General features: G+C 55.1%; 31 protein-coding genes. 5 read left to right on the top strand and 26 right to left on the bottom strand.

Features of this window, described 5'->3' with window-relative positions; all coding sequences use genetic code 11:
- Nucleotides 1-205: 205 nt before the first annotated feature.
- Nucleotides 206-553, bottom strand: coding sequence for a YppG family protein (locus tag ACVBDQ_RS09805; RefSeq protein WP_011231647.1), 348 nt, complete (start codon nucleotides 551-553; stop codon nucleotides 206-208).
- A gap of 285 nt (nucleotides 554-838) precedes the next feature.
- On the opposite strand from ACVBDQ_RS09805, the gene ACVBDQ_RS09800 reads away from it, so the two are divergent.
- Together ACVBDQ_RS09800 and ACVBDQ_RS09795 are read left to right on the top strand one after the other, a co-directional pair.
- Nucleotides 839-1,039 carry a YppF family protein gene (locus ACVBDQ_RS09800; protein WP_011231648.1) on the top strand — a complete coding sequence of 67 codons (201 nt, stop codon included), beginning with the start codon at nucleotides 839-841 and terminating at the stop codon, nucleotides 1,037-1,039.
- A 119-nt stretch (nucleotides 1,040-1,158) separates the two neighbouring features.
- Nucleotides 1,159-1,329: a hypothetical protein gene (locus tag ACVBDQ_RS09795; protein WP_013144930.1), complete on the top strand. Its 171-nt coding sequence runs from the start codon at nucleotides 1,159-1,161 to the stop codon at nucleotides 1,327-1,329.
- An 81-nt stretch (nucleotides 1,330-1,410) separates the two neighbouring features.
- On the opposite strand, the gene ACVBDQ_RS09790 is transcribed toward ACVBDQ_RS09795, so the two are convergent.
- Complete coding sequence (locus ACVBDQ_RS09790; protein WP_013144929.1) at nucleotides 1,411-1,794, bottom strand: YppE family protein; 384 nt, start codon at nucleotides 1,792-1,794, stop codon at nucleotides 1,411-1,413.
- 116 nt (nucleotides 1,795-1,910) lie between these two features.
- Nucleotides 1,911-2,153, bottom strand: a complete 243-nt coding sequence (locus ACVBDQ_RS09785) for a hypothetical protein (protein ID WP_014196179.1) — start codon at nucleotides 2,151-2,153, stop codon at nucleotides 1,911-1,913.
- Nucleotides 2,154-2,377: 224 nt separating this feature from the next.
- Here ACVBDQ_RS09785 and recU point away from each other — a divergent pair, with 224 nt between their 5' ends.
- On the top strand, nucleotides 2,378-2,980 hold the full coding sequence (recU, locus tag ACVBDQ_RS09780) for a Holliday junction resolvase RecU (protein ID WP_011231652.1): 603 nt from the start codon (nucleotides 2,378-2,380) through the stop codon (nucleotides 2,978-2,980).
- A 33-nt stretch (nucleotides 2,981-3,013) separates the two neighbouring features.
- Nucleotides 3,014-5,704: a penicillin-binding protein 1A gene (locus tag ACVBDQ_RS09775; protein ID WP_033025733.1), complete on the top strand. Its 2,691-nt coding sequence runs from the start codon at nucleotides 3,014-3,016 to the stop codon at nucleotides 5,702-5,704.
- Nucleotides 5,705-5,807: 103 nt separating this feature from the next.
- Here the strand turns inward: ACVBDQ_RS09775 and nth are convergent, their stop codons facing one another.
- The 18 genes from nth to ACVBDQ_RS09685 form a co-directional block, all read right to left on the bottom strand.
- Nucleotides 5,808-6,479, bottom strand: coding sequence for an endonuclease III (nth, locus tag ACVBDQ_RS09770; RefSeq protein ID WP_014196182.1), 672 nt, complete (start codon nucleotides 6,477-6,479; stop codon nucleotides 5,808-5,810).
- Nucleotides 6,480-6,582: 103 nt separating this feature from the next.
- On the bottom strand, nucleotides 6,583-7,284 hold the full coding sequence (locus ACVBDQ_RS09765) for a DnaD domain-containing protein (protein ID WP_307894846.1): 702 nt from the start codon (nucleotides 7,282-7,284) through the stop codon (nucleotides 6,583-6,585).
- 67 nt (nucleotides 7,285-7,351) lie between these two features.
- Nucleotides 7,352-8,680 carry an asparagine--tRNA ligase gene (gene asnS, locus ACVBDQ_RS09760; protein WP_042380425.1) on the bottom strand — a complete coding sequence of 443 codons (1,329 nt, stop codon included), beginning with the start codon at nucleotides 8,678-8,680 and terminating at the stop codon, nucleotides 7,352-7,354.
- A complete protein-coding gene (locus ACVBDQ_RS09755; RefSeq protein ID WP_023634024.1) occupies nucleotides 8,680-8,868 on the bottom strand; it encodes a hypothetical protein in 189 nt (62 codons plus the stop codon). The genes asnS and ACVBDQ_RS09755 overlap by 1 nt, the downstream gene beginning before the upstream one ends.
- 16 nt (nucleotides 8,869-8,884) lie before the next feature.
- The gene (locus ACVBDQ_RS09750; RefSeq protein ID WP_042380298.1) at nucleotides 8,885-10,066 is read right to left on the bottom strand and encodes a pyridoxal phosphate-dependent aminotransferase; all 1,182 of its coding nucleotides are present in this window, start codon (nucleotides 10,064-10,066) and stop codon (nucleotides 8,885-8,887) included.
- Between the two features lie 21 nt (nucleotides 10,067-10,087).
- Complete coding sequence (locus ACVBDQ_RS09745; protein WP_069304381.1) at nucleotides 10,088-10,564, bottom strand: cell wall elongation regulator TseB-like domain-containing protein; 477 nt, start codon at nucleotides 10,562-10,564, stop codon at nucleotides 10,088-10,090.
- A gap of 5 nt (nucleotides 10,565-10,569) precedes the next feature.
- A complete protein-coding gene (locus ACVBDQ_RS09740) occupies nucleotides 10,570-10,740 on the bottom strand; it encodes a YpmA family protein (RefSeq protein ID WP_011231659.1) in 171 nt (56 codons plus the stop codon).
- A gap of 336 nt (nucleotides 10,741-11,076) precedes the next feature.
- The gene (gene dinG, locus ACVBDQ_RS09735) at nucleotides 11,077-13,806 is read right to left on the bottom strand and encodes an ATP-dependent DNA helicase DinG (protein ID WP_096224995.1); all 2,730 of its coding nucleotides are present in this window, start codon (nucleotides 13,804-13,806) and stop codon (nucleotides 11,077-11,079) included.
- A gap of 47 nt (nucleotides 13,807-13,853) precedes the next feature.
- On the bottom strand, nucleotides 13,854-14,237 hold the full coding sequence (gene panD, locus ACVBDQ_RS09730; RefSeq protein ID WP_013144919.1) for an aspartate 1-decarboxylase: 384 nt from the start codon (nucleotides 14,235-14,237) through the stop codon (nucleotides 13,854-13,856).
- Nucleotides 14,219-15,121 carry a pantoate--beta-alanine ligase gene (gene panC / locus ACVBDQ_RS09725; RefSeq protein WP_014196191.1) on the bottom strand — a complete coding sequence of 301 codons (903 nt, stop codon included), beginning with the start codon at nucleotides 15,119-15,121 and terminating at the stop codon, nucleotides 14,219-14,221. Before panC ends, panD begins: the two co-directional genes overlap by 19 nt.
- Nucleotides 15,118-15,957: a 3-methyl-2-oxobutanoate hydroxymethyltransferase gene (gene panB, locus ACVBDQ_RS09720; protein WP_446663191.1), complete on the bottom strand. Its 840-nt coding sequence runs from the start codon at nucleotides 15,955-15,957 to the stop codon at nucleotides 15,118-15,120. Before panB ends, panC begins: the two co-directional genes overlap by 4 nt.
- A gap of 266 nt (nucleotides 15,958-16,223) precedes the next feature.
- Nucleotides 16,224-17,213 carry a bifunctional biotin--[acetyl-CoA-carboxylase] synthetase/biotin operon repressor gene (locus ACVBDQ_RS09715; protein ID WP_014196192.1) on the bottom strand — a complete coding sequence of 330 codons (990 nt, stop codon included), beginning with the start codon at nucleotides 17,211-17,213 and terminating at the stop codon, nucleotides 16,224-16,226.
- Nucleotides 17,171-18,385: a CCA tRNA nucleotidyltransferase gene (locus ACVBDQ_RS09710; protein ID WP_014196193.1), complete on the bottom strand. Its 1,215-nt coding sequence runs from the start codon at nucleotides 18,383-18,385 to the stop codon at nucleotides 17,171-17,173. Before ACVBDQ_RS09710 ends, ACVBDQ_RS09715 begins: the two co-directional genes overlap by 43 nt.
- Nucleotides 18,382-19,518 carry an N-acetyl-alpha-D-glucosaminyl L-malate synthase BshA gene (bshA, locus tag ACVBDQ_RS09705; RefSeq protein ID WP_011231667.1) on the bottom strand — a complete coding sequence of 379 codons (1,137 nt, stop codon included), beginning with the start codon at nucleotides 19,516-19,518 and terminating at the stop codon, nucleotides 18,382-18,384. The genes ACVBDQ_RS09710 and bshA overlap by 4 nt, the downstream gene beginning before the upstream one ends.
- The gene (gene bshB1, locus ACVBDQ_RS09700) at nucleotides 19,515-20,225 is read right to left on the bottom strand and encodes a bacillithiol biosynthesis deacetylase BshB1 (protein WP_446663190.1); all 711 of its coding nucleotides are present in this window, start codon (nucleotides 20,223-20,225) and stop codon (nucleotides 19,515-19,517) included. The genes bshA and bshB1 overlap by 4 nt, the downstream gene beginning before the upstream one ends.
- Nucleotides 20,226-20,230: 5 nt before the next feature.
- Complete coding sequence (locus tag ACVBDQ_RS09695; protein WP_013144914.1) at nucleotides 20,231-20,665, bottom strand: methylglyoxal synthase; 435 nt, start codon at nucleotides 20,663-20,665, stop codon at nucleotides 20,231-20,233.
- Between the two features lie 31 nt (nucleotides 20,666-20,696).
- Nucleotides 20,697-21,494 carry a 4-hydroxy-tetrahydrodipicolinate reductase gene (gene dapB / locus ACVBDQ_RS09690; RefSeq protein ID WP_014196195.1) on the bottom strand — a complete coding sequence of 266 codons (798 nt, stop codon included), beginning with the start codon at nucleotides 21,492-21,494 and terminating at the stop codon, nucleotides 20,697-20,699.
- The gene (locus ACVBDQ_RS09685) at nucleotides 21,491-21,826 is read right to left on the bottom strand and encodes a nucleotide pyrophosphohydrolase (RefSeq protein ID WP_011231671.1); all 336 of its coding nucleotides are present in this window, start codon (nucleotides 21,824-21,826) and stop codon (nucleotides 21,491-21,493) included. Before ACVBDQ_RS09685 ends, dapB begins: the two co-directional genes overlap by 4 nt.
- 159 nt (nucleotides 21,827-21,985) lie before the next feature.
- On the opposite strand from ACVBDQ_RS09685, the gene ACVBDQ_RS09680 reads away from it, so the two are divergent.
- A complete protein-coding gene (locus ACVBDQ_RS09680; protein WP_011231672.1) occupies nucleotides 21,986-22,858 on the top strand; it encodes a YitT family protein in 873 nt (290 codons plus the stop codon).
- Nucleotides 22,859-22,995: 137 nt separating this feature from the next.
- Here ACVBDQ_RS09680 and ypjB read toward each other — a convergent pair whose 3' ends face one another.
- From ypjB to ACVBDQ_RS09655, 5 genes are all read right to left on the bottom strand, one after another.
- Nucleotides 22,996-23,784, bottom strand: coding sequence for a sporulation protein YpjB (ypjB, locus tag ACVBDQ_RS09675; protein ID WP_015375261.1), 789 nt, complete (start codon nucleotides 23,782-23,784; stop codon nucleotides 22,996-22,998).
- Nucleotides 23,785-24,133: 349 nt separating this feature from the next.
- Nucleotides 24,134-24,754: a DUF1405 domain-containing protein gene (locus ACVBDQ_RS09670; RefSeq protein WP_446663192.1), complete on the bottom strand. Its 621-nt coding sequence runs from the start codon at nucleotides 24,752-24,754 to the stop codon at nucleotides 24,134-24,136.
- Nucleotides 24,755-24,832: 78 nt separating this feature from the next.
- Nucleotides 24,833-25,597: a menaquinol-cytochrome c reductase cytochrome b/c subunit gene (locus ACVBDQ_RS09665; protein ID WP_011231675.1), complete on the bottom strand. Its 765-nt coding sequence runs from the start codon at nucleotides 25,595-25,597 to the stop codon at nucleotides 24,833-24,835.
- Between the two features lie 49 nt (nucleotides 25,598-25,646).
- The gene (gene qcrB, locus ACVBDQ_RS09660) at nucleotides 25,647-26,321 is read right to left on the bottom strand and encodes a menaquinol-cytochrome c reductase cytochrome b subunit (RefSeq protein WP_011231676.1); all 675 of its coding nucleotides are present in this window, start codon (nucleotides 26,319-26,321) and stop codon (nucleotides 25,647-25,649) included.
- 3 nt (nucleotides 26,322-26,324) lie between these two features.
- On the bottom strand, nucleotides 26,325-26,834 hold the full coding sequence (locus ACVBDQ_RS09655) for a QcrA and Rieske domain-containing protein (RefSeq protein ID WP_011231677.1): 510 nt from the start codon (nucleotides 26,832-26,834) through the stop codon (nucleotides 26,325-26,327).
- Nucleotides 26,835-26,923 lie beyond the last annotated feature (89 nt).

Here is a 26,923-nt window from a genome sequence, read left to right as displayed (position 1 = left end):
AGTTTGCCGCCCGCTTCCTTCAGATTCTGCGTCGCCGCAGACACCCTTGCGTTAAGCTAACTGCTACTTCTGCCTTCGCAGTTCGGGACTTTCACCCTATAGACTGCACCCATGCCGGGCGCACACGTGAAAACCGCTCCCCGTGCAAACGGCGGAGCGGTTTCCCTTTTTCAAGCGCGCTCGACCGTCGCGCCATGACGCGGTTTCATTTTTTAAACGTACCGAGCAATCCTTTCAACACGCCATTCACTTGATTGACCGTATTGATCATTTGCCCCACGGTACTCATCATTTTGTTGATATCGTACGTTCCGTCGCTGTTTTTAAACTGGGCGAGAAACGACGGGCGCGGCGGCGGCAAAAGCGGCCCCGGCTTTGGGTATGACGCCGGATGGGGAGGCGGGGCGGCATGGGTGGACGGAAAAAAGGGCCAGTGCCCCGGCGCCGATGGAAAAGATGAACCTCCATAGTGGAAGTAAGGATGATAATGGCTGCCTAAGCCATAGGGACCATACGTGGGCGGTGGTAAAACCGGGCGCGAGTAACGATGCATATTCCTTCTCCCCCATTGTTGGTGTCCATTCCCCCTTGCCTAGAAAGCGGCTCGTACAGGCAAGATGCGGCCGTGCGCTGTTTCGCACGCAAACGAACAACATTCATGCTGATGAGCCACCAACCTTCCAGGCCGAAGAGGTGGGCTGCCACTAGTATATGTGACGGCGCCCGATGGCGTGTACGGACATGTCATCTCTTGTCGGAAGTTTTAATTTTCCGAAATCATTCTTTCTTCCTATTTTTATGGTACGATGTAAAAAAGGGGGAAGGGGGAAAAGCATCAATGAACGTGACGGAGTTAAAGCATAAGTTTATGGCGGTCAAACATTGCGAACCGGCTGAGGCGAACGAACTGCTTGATTTTGCCCGCCGTCTGTATTTGCGCGGGGAAATTTCGCTCGCCGAGTACCGCGATCTCGTGCGTGAGCTCGAAAAAGCCGGCGCCTCTCAGCCGGATGAAGCAGGGGAATACGCTGGGCTGTAGGACGATGAGGGAGCTTTTCCCTTCTTTTTTTTGCCCCTGTTCCTCAAGACGCATAAAAAACGATGTTTCTTCCCACCCTAAAGAGGCAAGAGGAATTGTCGTGCAAGGGGGGATTGGCGATGGGTCGAGGCGTCCACTTTAACCATAAATTGAAAGGCCATGACCATGAAAAGCCGAAACATGGAAAACCAGCGCCGCCCAAGCATACGGAGCGGGTCGAATACGAGATCAACACCGTCGCTACTGCAGAAGGCGGCCCTGTCTCGATCACAACAGGCAAAGACACATAAAACAAAAAAGGGGGCTGATCCAAAACGCACTCGCGTTTTGGGTCAGCCCCTTTTTCCGTGCGGCCGCTTTCTCCTGCCCCGTCAAAGCCTCTCCTTGCCTGCTTCGCTCGTGTCGTCAAGCCGTTCCTTGACAAGCGCCAGCGTATAAGCGACGGCCTGGCTGTATTGCTTGATGCGGCGCTCAGGAACGGATGGATAAAATGCCTCAACGCACAGCTTCGCCATATGGTCGGCGGCGGCTTCAATTTGCCGCTCATGGACATATTTCGGCCGCGCATGGCGGACCCAGCGGGAAGCGGCGTCCTTCCACCGTTCGGCAACGGCCTGCACCTCTTCGGCCATCGGTTTCACGTCGCCAAAAAAATCCGGCTCCTCGTTCCGCTCGCGGGCGCGCCGGGCGATCAAAAGCAACTGTTCGTTGTATTGTTGCAGCCGCTTCGTCAACGCCTTAAGCTCTTTTTCCATGGCGCCTCCTCCTTATCCATGCCGGCAAATCCGGTTTGCCCATGTGCCCTATGGCCCGGAGAACGGATGCGTTTTGCCGCGATGCGCTTCTGTTTGATGATACCATACCGACCGGCTCACACCAAATACAGTTTCGACGAAAGCGGAAGTGCAGCACGCTGCTTCTCCTTCTCAAGCCGCTGTTCCACGCCGGCGATCTGCCCTTCAAGCCGCCCGAGCTGTGCTTGATTTTGCGTATAACGCTCTTCGATGACATCGGCGATCACTTTTTCCATTTTCGCATCGACCTGCTCGATGAGTGCAACAATTTCCTGCAGCTGCTTTTCGATCTCCTCTTTTTTCACGAGCCGTTTTTCCATTCCCTCTCCCCCATTTCTCGCATGATGATATTCCATTCGCGGCGGGAAGGACGACTCCTGCTGCGGCGACAAAAGTAGAACGAATTCGGCAAAGAAAGTGGCAAGCAGCCGCCATTCGACATTGACCTCCTTCGCTTGCCTTCAGTCGAAAGGAGGAAAAGAAAAAGAGCGCATATGACCGGAGCGTATGGTATAATAAAAACCATTCAAAGGAGATGAACGCGATGGCACTCAAATACCCGAGCGGAAAAGAGTATCGCGGAAACAAGCCGAACGCCGCGCGCCGGCCGGCGGCCGATTATGCCAATCGCGGCATGACGCTCGAAGACGACTTAAACGCGACGAATGAATATTACCGGGAACGCGGCATCGCTGTCATCCATAAAAAGCCGACCCCGGTGCAAATCGTGCGCGTCGACTATCCGAAACGGAGCGCCGCCGTCATTACCGAAGCCTACTTCCGGCAAGCGTCGACGACCGACTACAACGGTGTGTACCGCGGCAAGTACATCGACTTTGAGGCGAAAGAGACAAAAAACAAAACGGCGTTTCCGCTGAAAAATTTCCACGCTCATCAAATCCGCCATATGGAGCAAGTCGTCGCCCACGGCGGCATTTGTTTTGCGATTTTGCGTTTTTCTTTGCTCAATGAAACGTATTTGCTTGACGCCTCTCATTTGATCGCTTGGTGGAACAAACAGGAAGCCGGCGGACGAAAGTCGATTCCGAAACAAGAGATCGAACGGCATGGACATTCCATTCCGCTTGGCTACCAGCCGAGAATTGATTATATTAGTGTAGTAGACAACGTGTACTTCACCCGTTGAAGTGAAAACTTGTAAGAAAGGCAGGATTTGCTTATGTCTGGTGAATATCGTTCTCGCGTAGAACGAAAGCAGGCAGCGAAACAAACGAAACAGAAGAAAGCGAAAACGAAACGAGGAAGATCGTGGTTAAAAACCATCGCCATTGCGATATTGCTGATGATGGTCCTTGGCGCCATCGGGGGTATTGCCACTTTCGCCTATTTCGTTAAGGACGCTCCTCCGCTGGATGAGGCCAAAATTAAAGATCCGCTTTCTTCCGTCTTGTACGATATGAATGGAAAACAAGTAGCGGAGCTTGGCGGCTACAAGCGAACGTACATTTCGTATAAAGACGTGCCGAAAGTGCTTGAAGATGCCGTCTTGGCAACAGAGGACGCCCGCTTTTATGAACACCACGGGATCGACATCGTCCGCTTGGCCGGCGCCGTCCTCGCCAACATCAAGGAAGGATTTGGTGCAGAAGGCGGCAGCACGATCACCCAGCAAGTCGTCAAAATGACGTTTCTCTCATCCAAAAAAACGCTGGAACGGAAAGCGCAAGAAGCTTGGCTGGCACTGCAGCTGGAACAAAAATATTCGAAGCATGAAATTTTGGAAATGTACTTGAACAAAATTTATTATTCAGACGGCATTTATGGCGTCGCTCGCGCCGCCGAATATTATTTTGGCAAGACGGACTTGAAAGAGCTCACTCTTCCGGAAGCAGCCTTGCTTGCCGGCATGCCGCAAAGTCCAAACCGGTATAATCCGTATGACCATCCAGAGGCGGCAAAAAAACGGCGCGATACGGTATTGTCGCTTATGGTGAAACATGGCTTTATCAGCCAGGAAGAAGCGGAAAAAGCGAAACAAGTCCCGATTCAATCGATGCTGACAAAACGGAAAAAATCGCAAAATGATGTACCATATGACGCCTTCATTGACGAAGTAATCAAAGAAGTGACCGACAAAGCGAACGTCAACGTCTTTGAAGATGGGCTGAAAATTTATACAACGCTCGATCAAAACGTTCAAACATACGTAGAAAAGCTATTAAACTCTGACAAATACTTTACCAATAAGAAGGATTTGCAATCCGGCATCGCCGTCGTCGACACCAAAACAGGCGCCATTCGCGCGTTAGGCGGCGGTCGCCATCGCGACAATATCGAATTCGGCTTCAACTACGCAATCCAACCGGTCGGCCAGCCCGGTTCAACGATCAAGCCGATTTTGGACTATGGCCCGGCGATTGAATATTTAAAATGGTCAACAGCGCACATTCTTGTTGACGAGCCGTATACGTATTCGGACGGCACGCCGATCCGCAACGCCGGCGGAAAATACGCTGGGCCGGTGACATTGCGCAAAGCTCTCACGTGGTCATACAACATTCCGGCGCTCAAAACCTATCAAGCCGTCGGCAAAGAGCGGGCGATGGAGTTCGCTAACCGACTCGGCATGGGCTTTGATGAAGTATATGAGCCTTACGCTATCGGCGGAGTATCCCGCTACGTATCGGTGCTGCAAATGGCTGGAGCGTACACTGCTTTTGGTAATAACGGCGTCTATACGAAGCCATATGCCGTGACAAAAATCGTCTTCCCGGACGGCACGGAAATGGATTTGCAACCCAAACCAAAACGAGTGATGCACGACTATACCGCCTACATGATCACGGACGTGCTGAAGTCTGTCATCCGCTCCGGAACAGGTCAATTGGCCAATGTTCCAGGACTTGAGCTCGCAGGCAAAACAGGGACGACGAACTATGGGAAAGATGGAGCAAAATTCGGCCTTGACCGGGACGATGTGCCGGACAGCTGGATTGTCGGCTATACGCCAAACTATACGGCGGCCATTTGGGTCGGCTTCAGCAAGCGAAGCAGCACGGCAAAGCTTAGTATAGAGGAACAAAAAATCCCGAAATACTTGTTGAAAAACTTAATGTCCCATATCGATGACGGCAGCGGAAGCTTCAAGCAGCCGGAGAGCGTCGTCAGACTGCCGATCAAAAAAGGCACAAATCCGCCGAAACTTGCCGGCAAATACACGCCGGAAAGCGAAATTACGTATGAATTGTTCGTGCGCGGCACTGAGCCGACGGAGACGGCGAACGACGCGCCGGAAGAACTGCCGGCGGTGAAAGGGTTGACCGCTGTGTACGACCAAGCGGCGAACGCCATCTCGGTTTCGTGGTCATACGATGAGCAAACCGATGAGACGATCTTCGAGGTGCGCGTCAAAGATGGCCAAGGTCAAACGAATACGATCACCACAAAAGACCGTTCGATCACGATTTCCAATCCGACGCCAGGATGGACGTACACAATCGCCGTGTACGCAAAAGACGGCGAACGAATGAGCAAACCGGCCATAGCCAGCGTTCATGTCCCCGGCGGAGAAGATCAAACTCCCGCGCCACAACAACCGGGGGATGACAGCCAAGGCAGCGGCGGGCAAAACGGCGGCACCGATCAAGGCAACAGCGGGAATAACGGAAACGAAAACGGTCAGGGAAACAACAATGAACAAAACGGCGGCGCAAGCGGCGGACAAGAAAATGGCAACAGCGGCGGGGCCAACCAAAACAATGGCCAAACGGATGGAACAAACAACCAAGGAACGAACAACAGCGGCCAAACGAACGGAACGAACGGCGGAACAGGTGCAAACAGCGGAACGCCGCCTGTCTCCCCGCCGTTAAAAAACGGATCCGGAGCGGGTCTTGGCACCCGTCCATAACAGCTGCATTCCCAAAAAACGGATGGCTTTTGCGCCATCCGTTTTTTCATGACCGACCGGCATGCTGCTGGCCCTTCTTCACCAAGCCCTTTCGCGGTTCCGTTCACTTCTGATTTGCCGCTTTTTCCTCCCGTTTTCGCATCCGTTTTTTTCCTTCACGGCATAAATGAAGAAGAGGACATGACGGACATTGCGGAGACTGCGCCTTGCAATGGTAGCGGCCAAAAAAAATCATTCGGTGGTGGGTGATCGACCATTCTTCTTTTGGAATGATTTTCATCAGCGTCTTCTCGACTTCCAAAACCGAGTCGTCCCAGCGGCAAAAGCCAAGCCGTTTGCTGACGCGCTCGACGTGTGTATCAACAGCGATGGCCGGCACGCCGAACGCAACGGACACAACGACGTTCGCCGTCTTCCGCCCGACGCCCGGCAGCTTCATCAACTCATCGCGGTCGCGCGGCACTTCGCCGTTGTACTTGTCAATCAACATCGCGCACAGCTTTTGAATGTTTCGCGCTTTGTTCCGATATAAGCCGATTGAGCGGATATCTTGCTCAAGCTCCTCAAGCGGCACCGCAATATAATCGTGCGGCGTCCGATATTTTTCAAACAGCCGTTTCGTCACCTTGTTGACGAGCGCATCGGTGCATTGCGCCGACAAAACAACCGCAATCAGCAGCTCAAACGGATTGCGGTGCAAAAGCTCGCAATGCGCATCCGGAAACATTTTTGCCATCTCATCCAAACAGTAGCGGATTTGTTGCTTTGTCAGCACCTCGTCTCCTCCTTATTGCCATATTGGCCCGAATAAAACGACGCCTTTTACCGGTTCGATTGGCCATTTTTGGACAAACAAAAACGAGAGACAGCGCCTCTCGTTACGAGTCGAGCCAATTGAAAAACGGGATCGTCTGTTTAAATTCTCCCGCCGTCTGTTTCGCCGAACGGGAGGACGGCTTGCGAAACTTTTTGCCGTAGTCGTGCGCCTGTTCAATCGTGCGAATGCCATTCTTTTTCCATTCAAACAAGATGCGATCGATGTAGCGGAAATTCAACTTCCCCGACAGCACCGCTTCGCGCAGCGCCGCTTTAATGATGGCCGGCTCATGGCCGTCTTGATCGATCCACATCGCAAGCGTTTCACACTCGAACGGGGAGAGCGGGCGGCCAAACTCCTGCTCAAAAACGGTGTATAAGCTCTCCTCTTCCTCCTGCCGGCCGAGTTCCCTCTGTTGAGCGGCTTGGGTGTACAAATGATGCACGAGCTTCTCCCAAAGCGGTTCAAGCGTATATTTTTCGTTGCGAATGCCTTGTTCATCCGTATGCTCTTCAATCGCGATCATCCCTTTTTGCAAGAGCCGACGCACCATATCCATGCATTCCGCTGCCGAGACCGTCATTCTTTCGGCCAGCTCGGCCGGCGTCGGAAACAAGACGCCTTCTTCGAAAAACGACTGCATATGCAAAAGCAAGACGAGCTCCCCCTCGCCCAACCCAAGCTGCTTGTAGTGGCCAAGCAGCAGCTTCGGGACGGCGATGCTTCCTTGCGCCAGCCATTCGGCCACCTTTTTCTTTTCCATGCCGATGCACCTCAACTATAGTATAACATGACGGCGGCGAAAAAACCCCCTTTTTGCAGGGGGTTTTTTACGGATAAAGCCGGTTGAGCAGCCGCGGGAACGGAATCGTCTCGCGCACATGTTCGACGCCGCAAATCCAAGCGACAGTGCGCTCCAAGCCGAGCCCGAACCCTGAATGCGGCACAGAACCGTATTTGCGCAAATCCAAATACCATTCATACGCTTCAAGCGGCAAATGGTGCTCTTCAAGGCGGCGCTTGAGCAGCTCATAATCGTGAATCCGTTCCGAGCCGCCAATGATTTCCCCGTATCCTTCCGGCGCAATCAAATCGGCGCATAGCACAACGTCGGGGCGGTTGGGGTCCGGCTGCATATAAAACGGCTTCAAAGAGGCCGGATAGTGGGTGATGAACACCGGTTTGTCAAAACTTTCGGCGATGGCCGTCTCATGCGGCGCACCGAAGTCATCGCCCCACTCGATGTCGGTCAATCCTTTTTCATGAAGCAGCTTGATCGCCTCATCATACGTTAGGCGCGGAAACGGCGGTTTGACCAGCTCAAGCTTCGACACGTCGCGCCCGAGCCGCCCGAGTTCAAGCCGGCAGCGCTCGAGCACCGACTGCACAAGGTAGGAGACGTACTCTTCTTGCAGCCGCAAATTGTCTTCAAACTCATAAAACGCCATTTCCGGCTCCACCATCCAAAACTCGATCAAATGGCGGCGTGTTTTCGATTTTTCGGCGCGGAACGTCGGGCCGAATGAGAACACTTTGCCGAGCGCCATCGCCGCCGCTTCCATGTAGAGCTGGCCGCTTTGCGACAAATAGGCATCCTCATCAAAATATTTCGTATGAAACAGTTCGGTCGTTCCTTCCGGTGCGCTGCCAGTCAAAATCGGGGCGTCGACTTTCACAAACCCGCGGTCGTTGAAAAACTCATACGTCGCCCGGATGATTTCGTTGCGAATTTTCATGATCGCGTGCTGGCGCCGCGACCGAAGCCAAAGGTGGCGATGGTCCATCAAAAATTCGACGCCATGCTCTTTCGGCGTAATCGGATAGTCAACTGCTTCTTGAATGACTTGCAAATCGGCAACCGACAGCTCGTAGCCAAATGGGGAGCGCTCGTCGATGCGCACCGTGCCCGTCACATAGAGCGACGTTTCTTGCGTCAATGTTTTTGCGCGTTGAAACACCTCTTCCGAGACGTTCGCCTTTTCGACGACGCCTTGAATAAAGCCAGTGCCGTCGCGCAGCTGCAAAAAGACGATTTTCCCGCTTGAGCGCTTGTTCGCGAGCCAAGCGCCGATCGTCACTTGTTGTCCTACGTATTGATTCACTTCCGCAATCGTCGTCGTTTTCACGCACTGATTCCCTCCAATAATCAACACGTCCATCATTCGCTATTATACCGTTCCGTCGGCGTCACGGCAACGACCAGCCAAAGCAGCGCAAAACGATGCTGCCCTCCCCATCGCCCTTCGGCGCAGCCGCCCGGAGCCAGCCGACAGTCCGCCGCTCCCACCGACGCGGAAAAAGCGGCTTTGCGCCAAACAAAGCCGCCCTTTTCTTTCCACTCTGACACCTTGGCGCAAAGCGCCTTAGGCCCGCGCCTCCATAAACCGGCGGATGCGTTCGATCGCTGTCTCGAGCGCCTCAAGCGAGGTCGCGTACGACAAGCGGACGTAATCCGGCGCCCCAAACCCAGAACCAGGCACGAGCGCGACTTTCGCTTCCTCCAACAAGGCGGCGACGAACTCGTCGACCGTGCGGCATCCGGCCATATCCGCCGCCTTTCGGGCGTTCGGGAACAAATAAAACGCTCCTTGCGGTTTGATGCAGGTGAAGCCTGGAATTTGCACAAGCTTGTCATAAATGATGTTGAGCCGTTCTTCAAACGCTTGGCGCATTTGTTCGACCGGCTCCTGCGGCCCGCTGTAGGCGGCAATGGCCGCATATTGAGCGATCGATGTCGGATTCGATGTGCTATGGCTTGCTAAATCGGTCATCGCTTGAATGATGTCTTTCGGTCCAGCCGCGTAGCCGATGCGCCACCCTGTCATCGAGTGCGATTTCGATACGCCGTTGATGATGATCGTCTGCTCCTTCAGCTCCGGCGACAGTTCGGCGATCGACACATGTTTCGCCCCGCCGTAAATCAATTTTTCATAAATTTCGTCCGAAACGATCAACACGCCATGCGCCAAGCATACTTCCCCGAGCGCTTTCAGCTCCTCGGCCGTATAAATCATGCCGGTCGGATTGCTCGGGGAGTTGATAATAACCGCCTTCGTCTTCGGGGTAATCGCCTGTTTCAGCTGATCCGGCGTCATTTTAAAGTCGTTTTCTTCCAGCCCTTCAACGTAAACCGGAACGCCGCCAGCCAGCTTCACTTGTTCCGGGTAGCTCACCCAATACGGCGTCGGAATGATGACCTCATCGCCTTCATCAAGCAGCACTTGAAAGAGCGTATAAAGCGCATGCTTCGCCCCGACACAGACGATGATTTCCGCCGGCTCGTACGAAAGCCCTTGATCACGGGCAAACTTTTTGATGATTTCCTCTTTCAGCGCCGGCAGCCCGCCTGATGGCGTATATTTCGTATGCCCTTCATTCATCGCCTTGATGGCCGCCGCGATAATGTGCTGGGGCGTGTTGAAATCCGGTTCGCCGGCCCCAAGGCCGATCACGTCGTATCCGGCCGCTTTCAGTTCCTTTGCTTTCGCCGTAATGGCCAATGTCGCCGATGGCGTCAGCGACGCCACCCGTTTTGCCAGTTTCATCGCTTCTTCCCCCTCACGTCCTCACTGTTGAAAACTGTACCTCTTCAGGAAGGCCCCATCCGCAAAGTGAAGATAATAAAACGAATACCTTCCTTGCGCATCAATATATGTCAACTCCCAAAGAGGCACGCTTTTTTCCATGCCAAGCGTCGCATCGATGATGCGCCGCGGTCGGCGGTCGCGCTGCAAAATGGCGCGCGCTTCCGCCTCGCTGATGCCGCTGTCCACGCCCTTGACGACGACACTCCCCTTTTTTTCAGGCACCCAAACGACGACCGCTTTCCCTTGTTTTGTTCTTCCGATGAATACGGTGCACGCTTCGTCGCCATAATATGTATAGACTTTCTTCACATCAGCAAGCCCGGCGGCTTCCTTCGCCCGCGCCAATGCATGTTCCACCATCAGCCGTTTGGGCGCCATCGCCTCGTCATAAATCGACCATGCCTGCCAAATGAGGAATCCAAAAAAAAGCAGAGTGAACCAACCCCACTTTTTCATCGTGATCACGTCCGATAAATCGTAAAGATGGCCTGGCGCTTGTCGTTTTCATCCAAGGCAAGGCCAAACATCAAATTGTCGCGCTTTAGCGTTCGGTTCAAGCAGTCGACAATTTTGTACAAGTCGTCGGAGTGCTGAACTTTGACGGTAGCGAGCACTTCGATTTTGCTTTCCATTTTCGTCGTTTCCTCCTGTGCGGCGCAAATTTTGTTACTTATACACGCCGGCGGCTCCGGCAACAATACAAATACAGCGAAGGTGACATCAAAGGCGTGCTTCTTCGCACCTCTGCGGCCAAGCCGACAAAGCCAAACGGCAAGGCGCAAACTGTCATCGCAGTTGTGCTTCTTTCCTATTATAGCAGGTTTGTCCGATCATTTCATAACAAATTTGCCCGCCTACACCGTCAACGCCAATTTGCTTCTTTGCCCCCGCTTCATGCGGGGTTTTTTGCCGCCTGACACCTTTAGATTGCGCCGTTTCGTCCATCTTTATGAGAAATAAAGCGCGCTTTAAGAAAGCCAAGTTTCCGCCTTGTCAAGCAGCTCAGAAAGCGCGCCTTCATGCACCGAAAGCGGCGGCAAGGAAGCGAGGAAATCCGCGCCGTACAGGGAAGACATCAGCCGCCGATCCAGCACAAATACGGCTCCTTTGTCGTCTTCAGTGCGAATGAGACGGCCAAACCCTTGCTTAAAACGAAGCACCGCCTCAGGAAGCGCCAGCTCGGAAAACGGATCGCCGCCTCCTAGGCGAATGCGCTCGCTTTTTGCCTCCATCACGGGATCGTCCGGGGGCGCAAACGGCAAGCGGGCGATGACAAGCACATCGAGCGCTGAACCTGGCAGATCGACCCCTTCCCAAAAGCTGCTCGTCCCAAACAACACCGCATGCTCAAACTGCAAAAACGTCCGCAAGAGCTTTGCCGGACTGCCGCTTTGCACCCCTTGAGCGATCAAAACAAACGGCTCGCCTTCTTCCTCCGTCTTCAACGCATCAACCGTCAGTTTCAACAGTTCATACGAAGGGAACAACACAAGCACCCGCCGTCCGAGGCGTCGGGCGATCGCAAGCACCGAAGCGGCGACCGCTTCGGCGTAATCTTCAAGCGGCACGGCAGAAACGAGCGGCATGTCCGCCGGCACGAAGAGCGCGGCCTGCTCCTCGTAACGAAACGGCGACGGAAACGAGCGGCAAAGTGGATAAAAATCCTCAAGACCGAGACGCGCCGCCATATACGTGAACCGGCCGCGGACAGTGAGCGTCGCCGACGTCAAAACGACGCTCCGTTTTTTCATAAACAGTTGATCGGCGAAAAAGTCAGCAAGGTCAACCGGCTGCGAGTAAAGGCGGACAGCGTTCGCCGCCCCTTTTTCGTCCGCTTCGATCCACCGGACGACACCCGGCTCCTTTTCGGTCAGCAAACGCACGAGCGCAGCCATTTGCCGGTTGAGAGCCGCCAAATCAGCCGACAGCAAGGCGGATGGTGGGAAATCGCCACTCGTATCAGCGGATAGAAGCGGCTTCGCTTCAGCGGATAGCGCCGCCGCCAAATCGCGCAGGCGCCAGCATAACTCCACCGCCGCCTGCCACGCCCGGCTCTGTTCGTCCGTCGGCGAAAAGCGATAGCGGCAACGTCCAGCGCGAGCCGGCTTTTTGTCCAACGCATAGCGGCGCAACAGGCGGAACAGCTCGTCCCCTTCAAACTGCAGCTCCTCAAGGCGTTGCTGGCAACGGACAAGAGCCCCATTCGGTGCGTCCTGTTCTGCTTCTACCCATTTCGCGATCGTCTGCGCGATTTTGGCGGTCAGCAGGCGAAACGACACATAGCCAATCTGCTCGCCAAAACACCGGGCGGCGGCATCTTCAAGCCGATGCGCCTCATCGATGATCAGATGGCGAAACGGCGGCAAAAGCGGCGCCGGGCCGGTCAAATCATGAAGCAAAAGCGCATGGTTGGTAATGACCACATCCGCCCGTTCGGAGCGCTCTTTCGCCCGGGCGAAAAAATGATGCCGCCCGCCGTCTTCCTCTTCGCCGATGGCAAGCGCGGACAATAGGAGACGGGCGCCGGATGACACATTCAATTCGTCCAAGTCACCGCTGTCGGTCTCAAGCAGCCAAACGAGCACCTGGCACTTCAAGAGAGCCGCATCGTACGTGTCAGACGGCTCCGACAAAAACGAAGCGAACTTGTCAAGGGATAAGTAATTTTGCTTCCCTTTCAAAACGGCAACGCGGAGCGGAAACGGCGCGATTTGCCGCAATACCGGCCAATCGCGGCGAATGAGCTGCTCCTGCAGCTGGAGGGTATGCGTGCTGATGACGACCCGCTCTTGCTGCTCACAGGCAAAAAAAGCAGCGGGAATCAAATAGGCGAGCGATTTGCCAAGTCCGGTCCCTGCTTCAATGAGCGCGTGCTGGGACGTCGACAGCGCCTCATAAACGAGCCGCATCATCTCCCACTGCCCCGCGCGCCGCTTGTAGCCGGGAAGCGGAAGGGGCGGCTCCTGTTCGCAAAAGGCAGCGAACGAAGCCAAAGCGGGGCGCCGATCGCTCTCATCTGGCTCCGGCGCCGGTTGTTTCAACGCAATGCCGCGGTATACGGCGACAGCGCGGTCGGCCGGCGCCTTGTTCCGCTTTTTGGCGATGACCGCATCAAGGAGCAAGTAAATATCGCTTTTCAAGTGGCGGGCAAGACCGCGCAGTTGCTCAAGCGTCATAAGCGGCAGACGGGAGAGCCGCTTGAGCAAGGCAATGAACAGCTTGGCGGTCACTTCCGCATCGCTGTCCGCTTGATGCGGACGATTGTGGTGGAGGCCGAGCTGCCTCGCCAAATCGCCGAGCTTATAGCTTTCGGCAGTCGGCAACACGATGCGGGCGAGCTCGACCGTATCGATCGTCGGACCGGAAAACGGCGGCCAGCCAGCCCGTTCAAGCTCGGCCTGCAAAAACGGCAAATCAAAGTCGACGTTATGGGCGACAAAGTAAGCACCGTGCATCAAGGCGGCGATCTCGCCCGCCTTGTCAGCAAACAGCGGCGCTCCTTCGACCATCTGTTCGTTGATGTTCGTCAGCTGCTGAATGAACAGCGGAATGGGCCGTTCCGGGTTAAAAAAGCTGGCAAACCGTTCGACAATCAGGCCATCTTCGACGACCGCCATGCCGAGCTGGATGATCCGATCGCCTTTTTTCGGCCCATTTCCGGTTGTCTCCAAGTCAATGATGACAAAGCGCGTTGCCATAAACGATCACCTCAAAACGAAAAGGGGCGGAAAGCCCCTTTTTGCCCTCATAAAACCGTATGCGCCGGCTCTTCGGCGATGAGCTGCACAATCCGGTTGTTTTCGTCCATAATCGCGATTTTCGGTCGATGGGCGGCGATTTTTTCCTCTGGAACGAGCACATATGAGATGACGATAATAACGTCCCCTTTTTGCACAAGGCGGGCGGCGGCGCCGTTTAGGCAAAAGACGCCGCTGCCGCGCTCGCCGGGGATGACGTATGTTTCAAAACGGGCTCCATTATTATTGTTCACTACCTGTACTTTTTCATTAGCCACAATGCCGACGGCATCCAAAATATCTTCATCGATCGTAATGCTGCCGACGTAATCGAGATTGGCCTCTGTTACACGAGCGCGGTGAATTTTGGCGTTCATGAGCGTGCGAAACATGCTTGCTCCCCCTTTCCATCCCCTTGTTCGCCGGTTTTGGGCAACTCAATCATGATATTGTCGATCAACCGGGCGCTCGCAAATCGGACGGCGACAGCGATCAGCACTGTCCCGGCGAGCGTCTCAAGCGGCGTCAAATCCGGATATGAACATACTTCGACATAATCGATCTCAGCGTGCGTATGCGCTTCAATATGCTCTCTAACCATCCGGCGGATGGCCGCTGCGCTCCGCTCTCCTCGTTCGACGGCGGAAGCGGCCGCTTGAAGCGCTGCATACAGCGCCGGCGCCTCACTCCGTTCTTGCGGCGACAAATAGACGTTGCGCGAGCTTTTCGCCAGCCCGTCCGCCTCGCGGACCGTCGGCACCGGCACGAGCTCGATCGGAAAATTGAGATCGCGGATCAAGCCGTCGACGACCGCCACCTGTTGGGCATCTTTCATCCCAAAGTACGCGCGGTCGGGCATAACAATGTTGAACAGCTTAATGAGCACCGTCGCCACGCCGTCAAAATGGCCGGGGCGCGACCGTCCGCACAGCACGTCGGCGCGCGCTTGAACGATCGCTCGTACGGTAAGCGGCTCCGGATACATCTCGTCCGCTTCCGGATGGAACAAGACGTCGACTCCATGCTGTTCGGCGATGCGCCGGTCGCGCTCGAAATCGCGCGGATAGCGGGCAAAGTCTTCGTTCGGTCCGAACTGAAGCGGGTTGACGAAAACGCTTAGGACGACGATGTCGTTTTCCGCGCGCGCCCGATCGATGAGGGAGGTATGCCCTTCATGCAAATAGCCCATCGTCGGAACGAACCCGATCGTCTTTCCTTCACGGCGATATTGGCGCATGAGCGCCTGCATCGCTGCAATCTGATCCATCACGATCATCCTTGCTTTCCTCCGTAAAGCGCCACCCATTCTTCTTCCTTCATCGTAAACGTGTGCGCCGGCTCCGGGAACTGGCGCAGTTTGACATCAGCGACGTAGTTGGCTAACGCCTCGACGATCGTCTCTTGGATGGACGCGTATTGTTTCACAAACTTCGGCACGCGGGTGACACCGTAGCCAAGCAAATCGTGATACACGAGCACTTGACCGTCGACTTCCGCCCCAGCGCCGATGCCGATGACGGGAATGGTGAGTTCCCGGGCCATGGCCGCCCCGAGCTGCTTCGGAACACACTCTAAGACAAGGGCGATCGCTCCCGCCTGCTCGCATTGTTTCGCATCATCGAGCAGCTTTTTCGCACTTTCGGCATCTTTGCCTTGCACTTTATAGCCGCCAAGAACGCCGACCGATTGCGGCGTCAACCCGAGATGGGCAACGACCGGCACGCCGGCTTTCGTCAGCGCGGCAATCATGTCGACGACTTCATCCGCCCCTTCGACTTTAACGGCGTTCGCCCCTGACTCTTGCATGATGCGGCGGGCGTTTTGCAGCGCCTCTTCTTTGGACGCATGGTACGACATAAACGGCATATCGGTGACAATAAACGTGTTCGGCGCACCGCGGCGAACCGCCTTCGTATGGTGGATCATATCATCGACCGTCACCGGGATCGTTGAATCATACCCGAGCACAACCATGCCGAGCGAATCGCCGACCAAAATCATGTCGACGCCGGCTTGCTCGGCAAGCTTCGCGGACGGAAAATCGTAGGCGGTCACCACCACGATCGGCTCGCCCGCCTGCTTCATGTGGAAAAAATCGGTTTTCGCTTTCATTTTCGTTCCCTCCTCTTTGACTGCAGAGGAGATGAACCGCCCGAAACAAAACGTCCTTCTTTCCCGCCTTGAGAAAGAAGGACGCCATAAAACCGCCGTCGGTTTCGTTCATCCCTCTGTCCTAGTCCTTCAAAAAAGGATCAAGGCAGATCATTTCCTTCACCTATTCGTGCTGTCGGCCTCGGTGCAGTTCTTCTTGCGAAAGATACTGCCCTTTTCCTCGCTTTGTATTTTAACAAAATTGTTACAATTTTTCTAGTGGCAAATTAGAACTGAATATCGGCAGAATGGATGTAATGGATGTTCTTTTGCTCATCTTCAAGGATGAGCAGCCCGTCGTCAGTGATGCCGCGGGCGATGCCGCGAATCACGCCGTTCAGCGTTCTCGCTGTCACCGGCTTGCCGATCGAAACGGCGTACCCTTCCCAAAGAAGCTTAATCGGACGGAAGCCATGCGCCAAATATTGCTCATACAGCCGCTCAAGCCGGAACAAAATTTCTTGAATGAGCGGGGCGCGCTTTACGGGCCCGCCCTTTTCAATGGCCAGCGATGTCGCGATGGCCCGGATATCCTCCGGAAACTGCTCGATCGTTTGGTTGACGTTGATGCCGATGCCGATGATGACCGAATGGACGCGGTCAGGGTCGGCTTGCAGCTCCGTTAAAATGCCGACGCACTTTCTGCCGTCAAGCAAAATGTCATTCGGCCATTTAATGTCTGGGACAAGCCCGGTCACTTCCTGAATCGCCTGGCTGACGGCCACCGCGGCAAGCAGTGTCAGCTGCGGCGCCCGCTGCGGCGGGATGGCCGGCCGCAAAATGAGGCTCATCCAAATGCCCGTCCCTTTTGGGGAAAACCATTTCCGATCCAAACGCCCGCGCCCAGCCTTTTGCTCTTCCGCGACGACGAGCGTTCCTTCCGGCGCCCCTTCATACGCGAGCCTTGCCGCAATGCGCTGCGTCGAATCGACTTCGTCAAAAAAGTGGATCGTGTGGCCAAGTTTTTCCGTTTTTAAGCCGAGCTGGATTTCGTTGGCCGTCACTTTATCCGGCGTGCTGATAATCCGGTAGCCAAGGCGGCGCACTGCTTCGAGTTCAAATCCTTCTTTGCGCAGCTCCTCGATATGCTTCCATACCGCCGCCCGCGAACAGCCGAGCTGTTCGCTGATTTTTTGCCCGGACAAAAACTCGCCGTTCGCTTCGGCAAACAACTCTAACAGTTTTTTTCGTGTGTCCGATTGCGCTCCATGAGCCATGCGTAAATCCGCTCCTTCTCATTTTCGACTTCGCTGCTGACGACCGCCCGCCAGATGGCATCCAGCGTCTCTTTCACCCACGGACCGGCCGGTTTTCCAGCCCAGCGAATGACGTCTTTCCCGTTGACGGCAAGCTCCCCTTTCGTTTTGATCGGCAGCGCCGCAAAGCGGCGGCGGAGCTCCTCATGATGAGGTTCAGACGGCGCGCCGCAAAGCGCGGCGCGCACCGCTTCAACCGATAGCGCTCGCTCGAGGCCGGCCAAAAACAACTGTTCGTTCGTCCACGCCTCCGGCCTAGGGACATCATCGAGCGCCGCCAAAATGGCGCCAGCTTCATCGATTACTTTGTTGGGAAGCTTCCAGGCGCGCAAAAACGGACGAATGTCTTTGACATCAAGCGCGCGGCAAAGAAGCGCCCAGCGCTCTTCGCGCTTTGTAAGCCACGGCCAGCGAAAGGCGGCGGCCGAGCGCAGCAGCTGCTCTTTTTCGGCCAGCCCAGGCAAATAAGCGAACAGCCCGGTATCGGCCAACAGCGGCAGCGCTTCGGCAACGAACGGACCGGCGAGCAGTTTTTCCATTTCCATGGTCATCCGTTCGACAGAAATGTGGGCCATAAGCGGTGCGTTTTGGACGATCGCCCGCTTCGTGTCCTCAGCAAGGGCAAATCCAAGTTGGCTGACGAAGCGAACAGCCCGCATCATGCGGAGCGCATCTTCGCGAAACCGTTCGTCCGCCGCCCCGACCGTGCAAATGAGCCGCCGCTCGATCGCCTCTTGTCCGCCAAACGGATCAATGATCGTTCCGCGTTCATCCATGGCGATGGCGTTCATCGTGAAATCGCGGCGCTTTAAGTCTTCCTCAAGCGAACGAACGAACGTCACCGACTCCGGACGGCGATGGTCTTCATAATCGCCGTCCGTGCGGAATGTCGTCACTTCGTACGCCGTTCCTTCATGCACGACGACGACCGTGCCGTGTTTCGAACCGACGTCGATCGTTTTCGGAAACAAGCGCATCACTTCTTCCGGCAGAGCGCTTGTCGCGATATCGACGTCGCCGATCGCACGCCCGATCAACAAGTCGCGCACCGCGCCGCCGACAAAATACGCCTCATAGCCATGCCGCTTCAATTGTCGGATAATGCCGAGCGCCTGTTCAAACGGCGGTTTCATCGTTTCACCTTCCTTGCCGCAAGCGAAGCGTACAGCTGTTCATACTGGCCGACGATGTCGGCCGAGCGGAACTTGCGCTCGACCGTTTGCACCGCCTGTCTTGCCATCTCAGCGTGCAACCGGCAGTCTGTCAACAGCGCCATCGCCTGTCTTGCCGCCTCTTTGACATCGCCAAGCGGGCATAAAAACCCGGTTTTCCCATCCTCAATCACTTCCGGAATCCCGCCGATGGCCGTGCCGATGCACGGAACGCCGCACGCCATCGCTTCAAGCAATACGAGCCCGAAGCTTTCTTTTTCCGACAAAAGCATCATCACATCACTGATCGAATACAGCTCTTCGAGTTTATCCTGTTTTCCTAAAAAGCGGACATCATCTTGCAGCCCAAGCTCTTTCACAAGCCGGCAGACGACGGTCATTTCCGGACCGTCGCCGACAAGCAAGAGCTTGGCTGGCACGTGCCGGCGCACGATGGCAAACGCTCGCACTACATCAGGCACACGCTTCACTTTCCGGAAATTCGAGACATGGATCACAACTCGTTCATCGTCGCGAATGCCGTACTCGCGCCGTAAATGGCCCGCTTCCCGGCGACGGTAGACGCGTTCATCGACAAAATTGTAGACGGTATGGATCGTCGCTTGCACATCGAGCAGTTCATACGTCTGCCGGGCAAGGGCGTCAGACACCGCCGTAACGATATCCGACTGCTCGATGCCAAATTTGATCATATCGGAAAGCGACGGATCATAGCCTAACACGGTGATATCCGTGCCGTGCAGCGTCGTGATGATCGGCAGCTCGCCGACCATTTGCCGCGCCAACACCGCACAGACGGCATGAGGAACGGCGTAATGGGCATGAAGCACATCGAGCCGTTCCCGCTTTGCCACCTCAGCAATTTTGCTTGCCAATGCCAAATCGTACGGCGGGTATTGAAAGACGGAATATTGGTTGACACTGACTTCATGATAATAAATGTTGCCGTACACTTTATTCAAACGAAACGGCATGCTCGATGAGATAAAGTGAATCTCATGCCCCCGCTCCGCCAGCAGCTTGCCAAGCTCAGTGGCGACCACTCCGGAGCCCCCGACCGTCGGATAGCAAACAATCCCGATTTTCAGCTTCATCGCTCCTCCTCAAACAAATTGGAAAGATGAATCGGCGTTTTCGTCAAAAACCCTTCCGCATACGCCGCGCCGATTTGTTGACCGAACCAGCGCTCGCGGCTTTCAATCATCTCGATGTAGCCGTTGGTCAGCGGGGTGTCAACCGAGCCAGGCCGTTTTTGAAACTGGCTTTCGTACGCGCGCAGGCTGTCCAGCTTGTCATCGATCGTTTCGCTAATATCGATGAGAAAATGCGGGCGGCAAAAGGTATTGATCATATAATAATACACCGCCCGAACGCGGTGCGCATCGCCAAGCTCTCCGGCGCCATAGCGGCGGATGCCGGCGGAAAAGACCGCTTCCTCGACAAGGCGGGCGCATCGCCCGTGATCCGGATGTCGATCTTCCCAATAGGGGGCGAATACAAGGCGCGGCCGGCAGCGGCGGATGACCGCTGTGATCTGGCGGATCGCCTCTTCCTCGACATAAAGGCCGCGGTCAGGCAGCCCAAGATTGAACCGCTCGGATACACCGAGCCGGCGGGCCGCCTCGGCCGCCTCTCTCTGCCGCTCGTCGACCGTGCCGTTGGACGACAGCTCGGCTTGCGTCAAGTCGCAAATGACAATACGGTACCCACGGCGTACGTATTTGGCGATCGTCCCTCCCATGCCGATTTCGACATCATCCGGATGGGCGCCGAACGCCAACAAGTCACACGTTTCCATCATCGCTGTCACCTTTCTGTTTTCGATTCCTCCCCGCCTTTTGTTCGGCCGCGCACAATGCTGCGCCATGCCAAATCGCCGCGCTCCAACGCGCGGATGAGCAGCTCGGCCGTGCCGATGTTCGTCGCCAACGGCACGGCATAGACGTCGCAAAGCCGCATCAATGCGCTGATGTCCGGCTCATGCGGCTGGGCGGTGAGCGGATCGCGGAAAAAAATGACCAGATCCATTTCATTGCGGGCGATCATCGCCCCGATTTCTTGGTCGCCTCCGTACGGCCCCGATTGGAAGCGATGAACGGGAAGACCGGTCGCCTCCTGGATGCGCAAGCCGGTCGTGCCGGTGGCGTACAATTCATGGTTTGCAAGCACAGGCGCATAGGCGGTCGCAAATGCGACCATCTCTGCCTTTTTTTGGTCATGGGCAATTAACGCGATTTTCATTCCATTCTCCCCCGTTTGCGCAGTTTGCACACTATTCCAAAATATGCTCCAGCCCATAGACAAGCGTATGTAAATGCATCACCGTTTCCACTGCCAGCTTCACCCCGGACATAAACGAGCGGCGGTCGAACGAATCGTGGCGGATCGTCAACGTCTGGCCGTTGCCGCCGAAAATCACTTCTTGATGAGCGACAAAGCCCGGCAGACGGACGCTGTGGATCGGGATGCCGTCGTAAGCGGCGCCGCGCGCGCCAGCAAGCGTTTCCTTTTCGTTCGGGTGGCCTTGCTTTTTCGACGGTCGCACTTCGGCAATGAGCTGCGCCGTCTTCAATGCCGTTCCGGACGGTGCGTCAAGCTTTTGATCATGGTGCAATTCAATGATTTCCACATCAGTGAAATATTTGGCCGCCATGCGGGCGAATTTCATCATCAACACCGCTCCGACGGCAAAGTTCGGCGCGATGATGGCGCCGATTTCTTTCTCTTCCGCCAGCTTGGTGAGCCGCTCGATATCTTCCGGCGTAAATCCAGTCGTGCCGACGACCGGACGAACGCCGTAACGCAGCGCCAGCTCGGTGTGCCGCTTTCCGGCTTCCGGCGTTGTCAAATCGATCAATACATCCGGCTTCACCTCCGCAAAACAGCGGGCCGCATCGGTGTAAATCGGGGCGTTGACGCCGGAAAATCGGTCGATCTCCGCTAAATTTTGTCCATCGTAACGGCGGTCGATGACCGCAGCCAGTTCAAAGTGATCGGTTTGCTGCACGAGCGCAACCGCTTCTCGGCCCATGCGGCCGCGCGGCCCCGCGATGACAATGCGAATCGTCATGATCCTTCCTCCTTCCGCGTCCAGCGGTCGCGGTCGCGGGTGCGAAACTTGTCCATCACCCGGTCGTGCGCCGCCTGCAAATCAATGCCGAGCGAATTGGCGAAGCAAATGAGCACAAACAGCAAATCGCCCAGCTCTTCTTCCACCGTTTTTTCTTGTTCGGTCGCCTTTTTCGGTTTTTCCCCGTAGTAATGGTTCACCTCGCGCGCCAGCTCGCCGAGCTCTTCCGTCAGCCGCGCCAGCATGGCGAGCGGGCTGAAATAGCCTTCTTTGAATTGACTGATATAGTCATCCACTTCCTGTTGCATTTGTTTCATCGTTTTCTCCTGCATGGCTTGTCACCTCGTCTGTTTTCATGTTAGCGAAAAGCGGCGCATTTGACAAATGTTTTCGCCCGCTGTCAATCCGCCCGTTTTCGCTCGTCATTGCCTATATGGACAAGTTCCTCTATAATTAAGGGCGCCGACTATTTTTGCGGACGGAGGGACGGTATGATTTTTGGACTAAAGATCAAAAACTGCCTGTTTATTTTGCTTGGCGCCGCTATTTTCGCCTTCGGGCTCGTTCATTTCAACATGCAAAACAATTTGGCGGAAGGCGGGTTTACCGGCATTACGCTTCTTCTTTATTTTTTGTTCGGACTGGATCCAGCGATCACCAACTTGGCGCTCAACATTCCGCTCTTTTTCATCGGCTGGAAGCTGCTCGGCCGCCAAACGTTTCTCTATACCGTCATCGGCACGGTCGCCGTTTCCGTCTTTTTGTCCATCTTTCAACGCTACATGATTCATATGCCGCTTCGACATGACATGACGCTCGCCGCCTTGTTTGCCGGCGTCTTTATCGGCGTCGGCCTCGGCATTATTTTCCGCTACGGCGGCACAACCGGAGGCGTCGATATTATCGCGCGCCTCGTCCATAAATATAAAGGCATCAGCATGGGCAAAACGATGTTTGCCTTTGACGCCACCGTCATCACATTGTCGCTTCTTCTTTACCTGTCATACCGCGAGGCGATGTATACGTTGGTCGCCGTCTTTATCGCCGCCCGGGTCATTGATTTTCTGCAGGAAGGCGGCTATGCGGCAAAAGGGGCGACCATCATCTCAGAAAAAAGCGAAGAGATCGCCAACCGGATCTTGACAGAGATGGAGCGCGGCGTCACCGTGCTGAAAGGGCGCGGCTCGTATACGAAGCGCGACCGCGACGTCTTGTATTGCGTCGTCGCCAAAAACGAACTGCCGCGCTTAAAAAGTGTCATTATATCCGTTGATCCGCATGCGTTCGTCGCCGTCACCGATGTGCATGATGTGCTCGGCGAAGGGTTTACGCTCGATGAACAAAAGCGGCCGCTGGAACCATGAAAAGCCGCTGGCGCGAAAGCCCAACCGGGACAAGCCCGGCAAGCGCCGCTTGAAAGTGCCGGGGCGGTGCTTGCACAAAGCGACGGGAAAACAAAAAAGAGGGGGAAACGTTTCCCCCTCGCAAAAAGCGCCGGTGCTTAGTCTTCCGGCTGCCGCGCCCGCTTCTCTTCCTTTTCTCCTTTGTACTTCCGCCAGCCAACGTACGTCAGCGTCAACACGATCACTCCGCCAGTGGAAATCATCACCCAAATCAGCGACGGATCAGCTTCGTCCTTTTTCACCCCGGCAAACAGCGCTTCAAGATCTTGACGCGCATCGGCAAGTTGCTCGCGCTGCTCGTCTTCGCCGCGTTGCCAAAACGCGGCGGCCTGCAACGCCTCAAGATCATCATCGACCTTTGTCGCGATATCCGGCGGCACGTCGATTTTCACACTCGGCTCGATCAATGTATAGCGGTCAAGCAACTGGCGGAGGGCAGCGGCATACGCTTTCTGCTCGCCTTGTTGTGCCGCCTTTTCGACCGCGGCAAACGCCTCCATGACAGCCGGCTCCATCTCCGTCCAAAGCGGCTGGTATGTCGAATGGATGGCGTCAACAACAAGGCGAAACTGGGTGATCGCCGCCACTTTGTCTTCCGCGGAGATCGGCGCCGTCATCGCCTTGACTGCCTGCTCATGCGTCACGGTCACCGCCCGCAATTCATCGGCCGATTTCAACCGTTCTTTTGCCCCAAGGGCGAAAAACCGCTTGGAAAAATAGCGGAGCACTTCTTTTGCTTCGGCAAAACGACCGTTTTTCGCCAATTGCAGCGCCTCGTCGGAAATATCGTCCAACTGCTCCCAACCGTTTGTTTGTCCAGCCGCGCCAATGGGCGCTGGCCATAAAAAGGCGAGCGACAACAACATGGCTAGCCCGATTCGCTTCATCATCGTCCCTCCCTCATCCACTAGTACAATGTATGAAGGAGTGGACAAGAGTAGACCAGGCAACTGCTATATAGATGCAATTCGAAGCTTTACCATTTGCAGCTTTTACCGAGTATCTGATCGACTGTCGAGAGACCGAACAACGCCGCTTAAAGACCCATATATGGGTCTTTAGGGCAGGCGGTTGTTCGGTCTTCCGTCACGCCTTGGCGTGACGGAGGCAAGCCTGTGGCTTGCCTTCGACAGTCGAAAATGGACAAACCGCTTTTCCGTCAAGGATATGTTAAACTTCTTCGTTGCATCTATAATAGAAAGCTGCCGCCCAACGTTCCTCCTTGTGTTCAACGCTCTACTCTGATGCCTGCCGGAAAGACATGCCGCCCGGCAGAAGCGGCTGGCGCCGGAGGCGGACGCCAAGCTGATACGCAGCGGCAATCGATGCGATGCTCAACCAAAACGTAAAATAGCCGATTTCGTTGGCGTAGTCAGCCAGCACACTATAGCGCGGCATCATGCCAAAAACGTAGTCGATGACATCGTTATGCAGCGTCCACACGGCCGCCAGCATAAGGTGAAGGAAGCGGAATCGATAAAACCGGGCGTACAGCATTCCTTCGATCGCCATCGCCCCGTGCGAAACGATCAGCATCCACCCGGCCCAATCGAGCGTGCCGGTGACGCGCCAAACGAGCACATTCATAACGACCGCCCAAATTCCATACTTAACAAGCGTCACCAAAGCCAACGCTTCAAAAAGCGGCGTCGACCTGCCGAAAAGCCATGCCACAAGGACGACAAGAAAAAAAAGGCTCGCCGTCGGACTGTCGGGAACAAACGGCAAAAAGATGGGCGGCGTATCGGCAAGTTGATAACGATACCAATAATATCCATAGATGGTGCCGGCCGCGTTGACGAACAAGAGCAGCCAAACAACCGGCCGGGAAGCCAACAGCGCATAAAGCCATGCCATCATCTGCACCTCGCCTCGGTTTCATGTTGGCACGAAAAAAGCTGACTAACGCGAGTCAGCTTTTTCGTGTCGAAACGATTATTCCGCTTTCAGTCCAGCGATGAATTCGGACAGTTTTTTCAACTCTTCATCCGTGCCCTTAAAGACGCCGGGCGGCATGTTGCCTTTCCCTTCTCTCGCGATTTTCGCGATTTCTTCCGGTTTCAAGCCGGTGCCGATGAGCGACGGACCAGCACCGCCGGACAAGTTTTGTCCGTGGCACGATGTACATGTGTTCGCTTGGGCGATTTTATAGCCTTCCGCGTTCGTGTCAATTTTCACTTCCGCCCGAATTTTCCCTTGTTCAGCCGCTTTTTTCCAGTCGTGTGTGACGACCGCTTCCCATGTCAAATAAATCATCGCCGCAAGCGCCAACAGCATCATCCCGGTCGCGACCGGACGCTTCCAAGGACGGCGCTCTGGGCCGCGGTCCAAAAACGGCGCCAATAAGAGCGCGCCGAACGCCAACCCCGGGATGATGATCGCGCCGACGACCGTATACGGACCAGACGCATACGAATATTTGAGCAATTGGTATAAGAACAAGAAATACCAGTCAGGCAGCGGCACGTACGTCGTGTCCGTCGGGTCGGCGATCCGCTCAAGCGGCGACGGATGGGCGACCGTCAAGCATAAGAAACCGACGAGAAAGACCGATCCGACCAACCATTCCTTGAGCAGGAAGTTCGGCCAAAACACTTCCGTTTTCCCGGGATATTCCGAATAGTCCTTTGGAATATTCGGTTTTCTCACCGCGGGAACACGGGAATCGCCGACGAATTTCATTCCTTTTCCGCGATGCATTGCGTGGTTCCCTCCTTTTTTCTATCGCCTCTAAACGCGGGCCGACCGATCATAGCGGACCGGAAATGCCTTGTCTGCGAATCATTAAAAAGTGCGCTGCCATTAAGCCGAGCAAAGCGGCCGGCAAGAAGAAGACGTGAATGGCAAAAAAGCGCGTCAACGTTTGCGCGCCGACAATTTCCGGGTCCCCAGCTAACAGCGTCTTAATGGCCGGGCCAATGAGCGGCGTCGCTTCCGCGATTTGCAAACCAACTTTCGTCGCAAACAGCGCTTTCATATCCCACGGCAACAAGTAGCCGGTGAAGCCAAGACCCATCATCACCATAAAGATCAATACGCCGACGATCCAGTTCATTTCGCGCGGCTTTTTATAAGCCCCTTGGAAAAAGACGCGCAGCGTATGTAAAAACATCATGACGATGACCAAGCTCGCCCCCCAATGGTGCATGCCGCGCACAATTTGGCCGAACGCCACTTCGTTTTGCAAGTAATACACCGATTCCCACGCGTTTTTAATATCCGGGACGTAGTACATCGTCAAAAACATGCCTGACAAAATTTGAATGACCGTGACAAAAAACGTCAGCCCGCCGAAACAATAGACAAAGGCGGAAAAGTGATGGGCGGGGTTGACGTGCTCCGGAACTTCGTGATCGGCGATATCCCGCCATAAAGGCGTAATATCTAAGCGTTCATCGACCCAGTCATACAGCTTGTTTAACACGCATTACGCCTCCTTTCTTGGTTTCGCCTTGCCTAAATACAGCTTGCCGTCTTTCACTTTGTACTCGTAACGGTCAAGCGGAGCTTGCGGCGGCGTCCCCGGAACGTTCGTGCCGTCCTTCTCATAGCGCCCATAGTGGCATGGGCAGAAAAACTGGTTCGGATGCTCTTTGTCCGTGTTCCAGTCGACCGTACAGCCAAGGTGTTTGCAGATCGGCGACAGGGCGATGATCTCCCCTTTGTCCGTTTTATACACCCATGCTGATTTTGGCTCTTCCGACTCGTACCAAGCGTCTTTCACCTTCACTTTAAAGTCGAAGCGCTTCGGTTCGGTCGTAATCTCTTTGACGTCTGCTACCGCGACCATCTCCGTCCCTGCTTCATCCTTCAAGATCGGATCGAAAGCAAAACGGAGCATCGGCATCAGCATTCCTGCCGCCATAAAACCGCCGACGCCGGTCAGCGTGTAGTTTAAAAACTGACGTCTCGTTACACGATGTTTGTTGTCGCTCATCGTCTTCCCCCCTCTATGCAAAATCAAGTCCGCACCGGACGATTGTATGTATAACACATATGGAAAACTAGGACATTCTAATGATAGCT

This window comes from Geobacillus sp. CCR (assembly GCF_052906625.1).
Note: the sequence above shows the minus strand (reverse complement) of the source record. Positions and strands in the feature narration are given on the sequence as shown.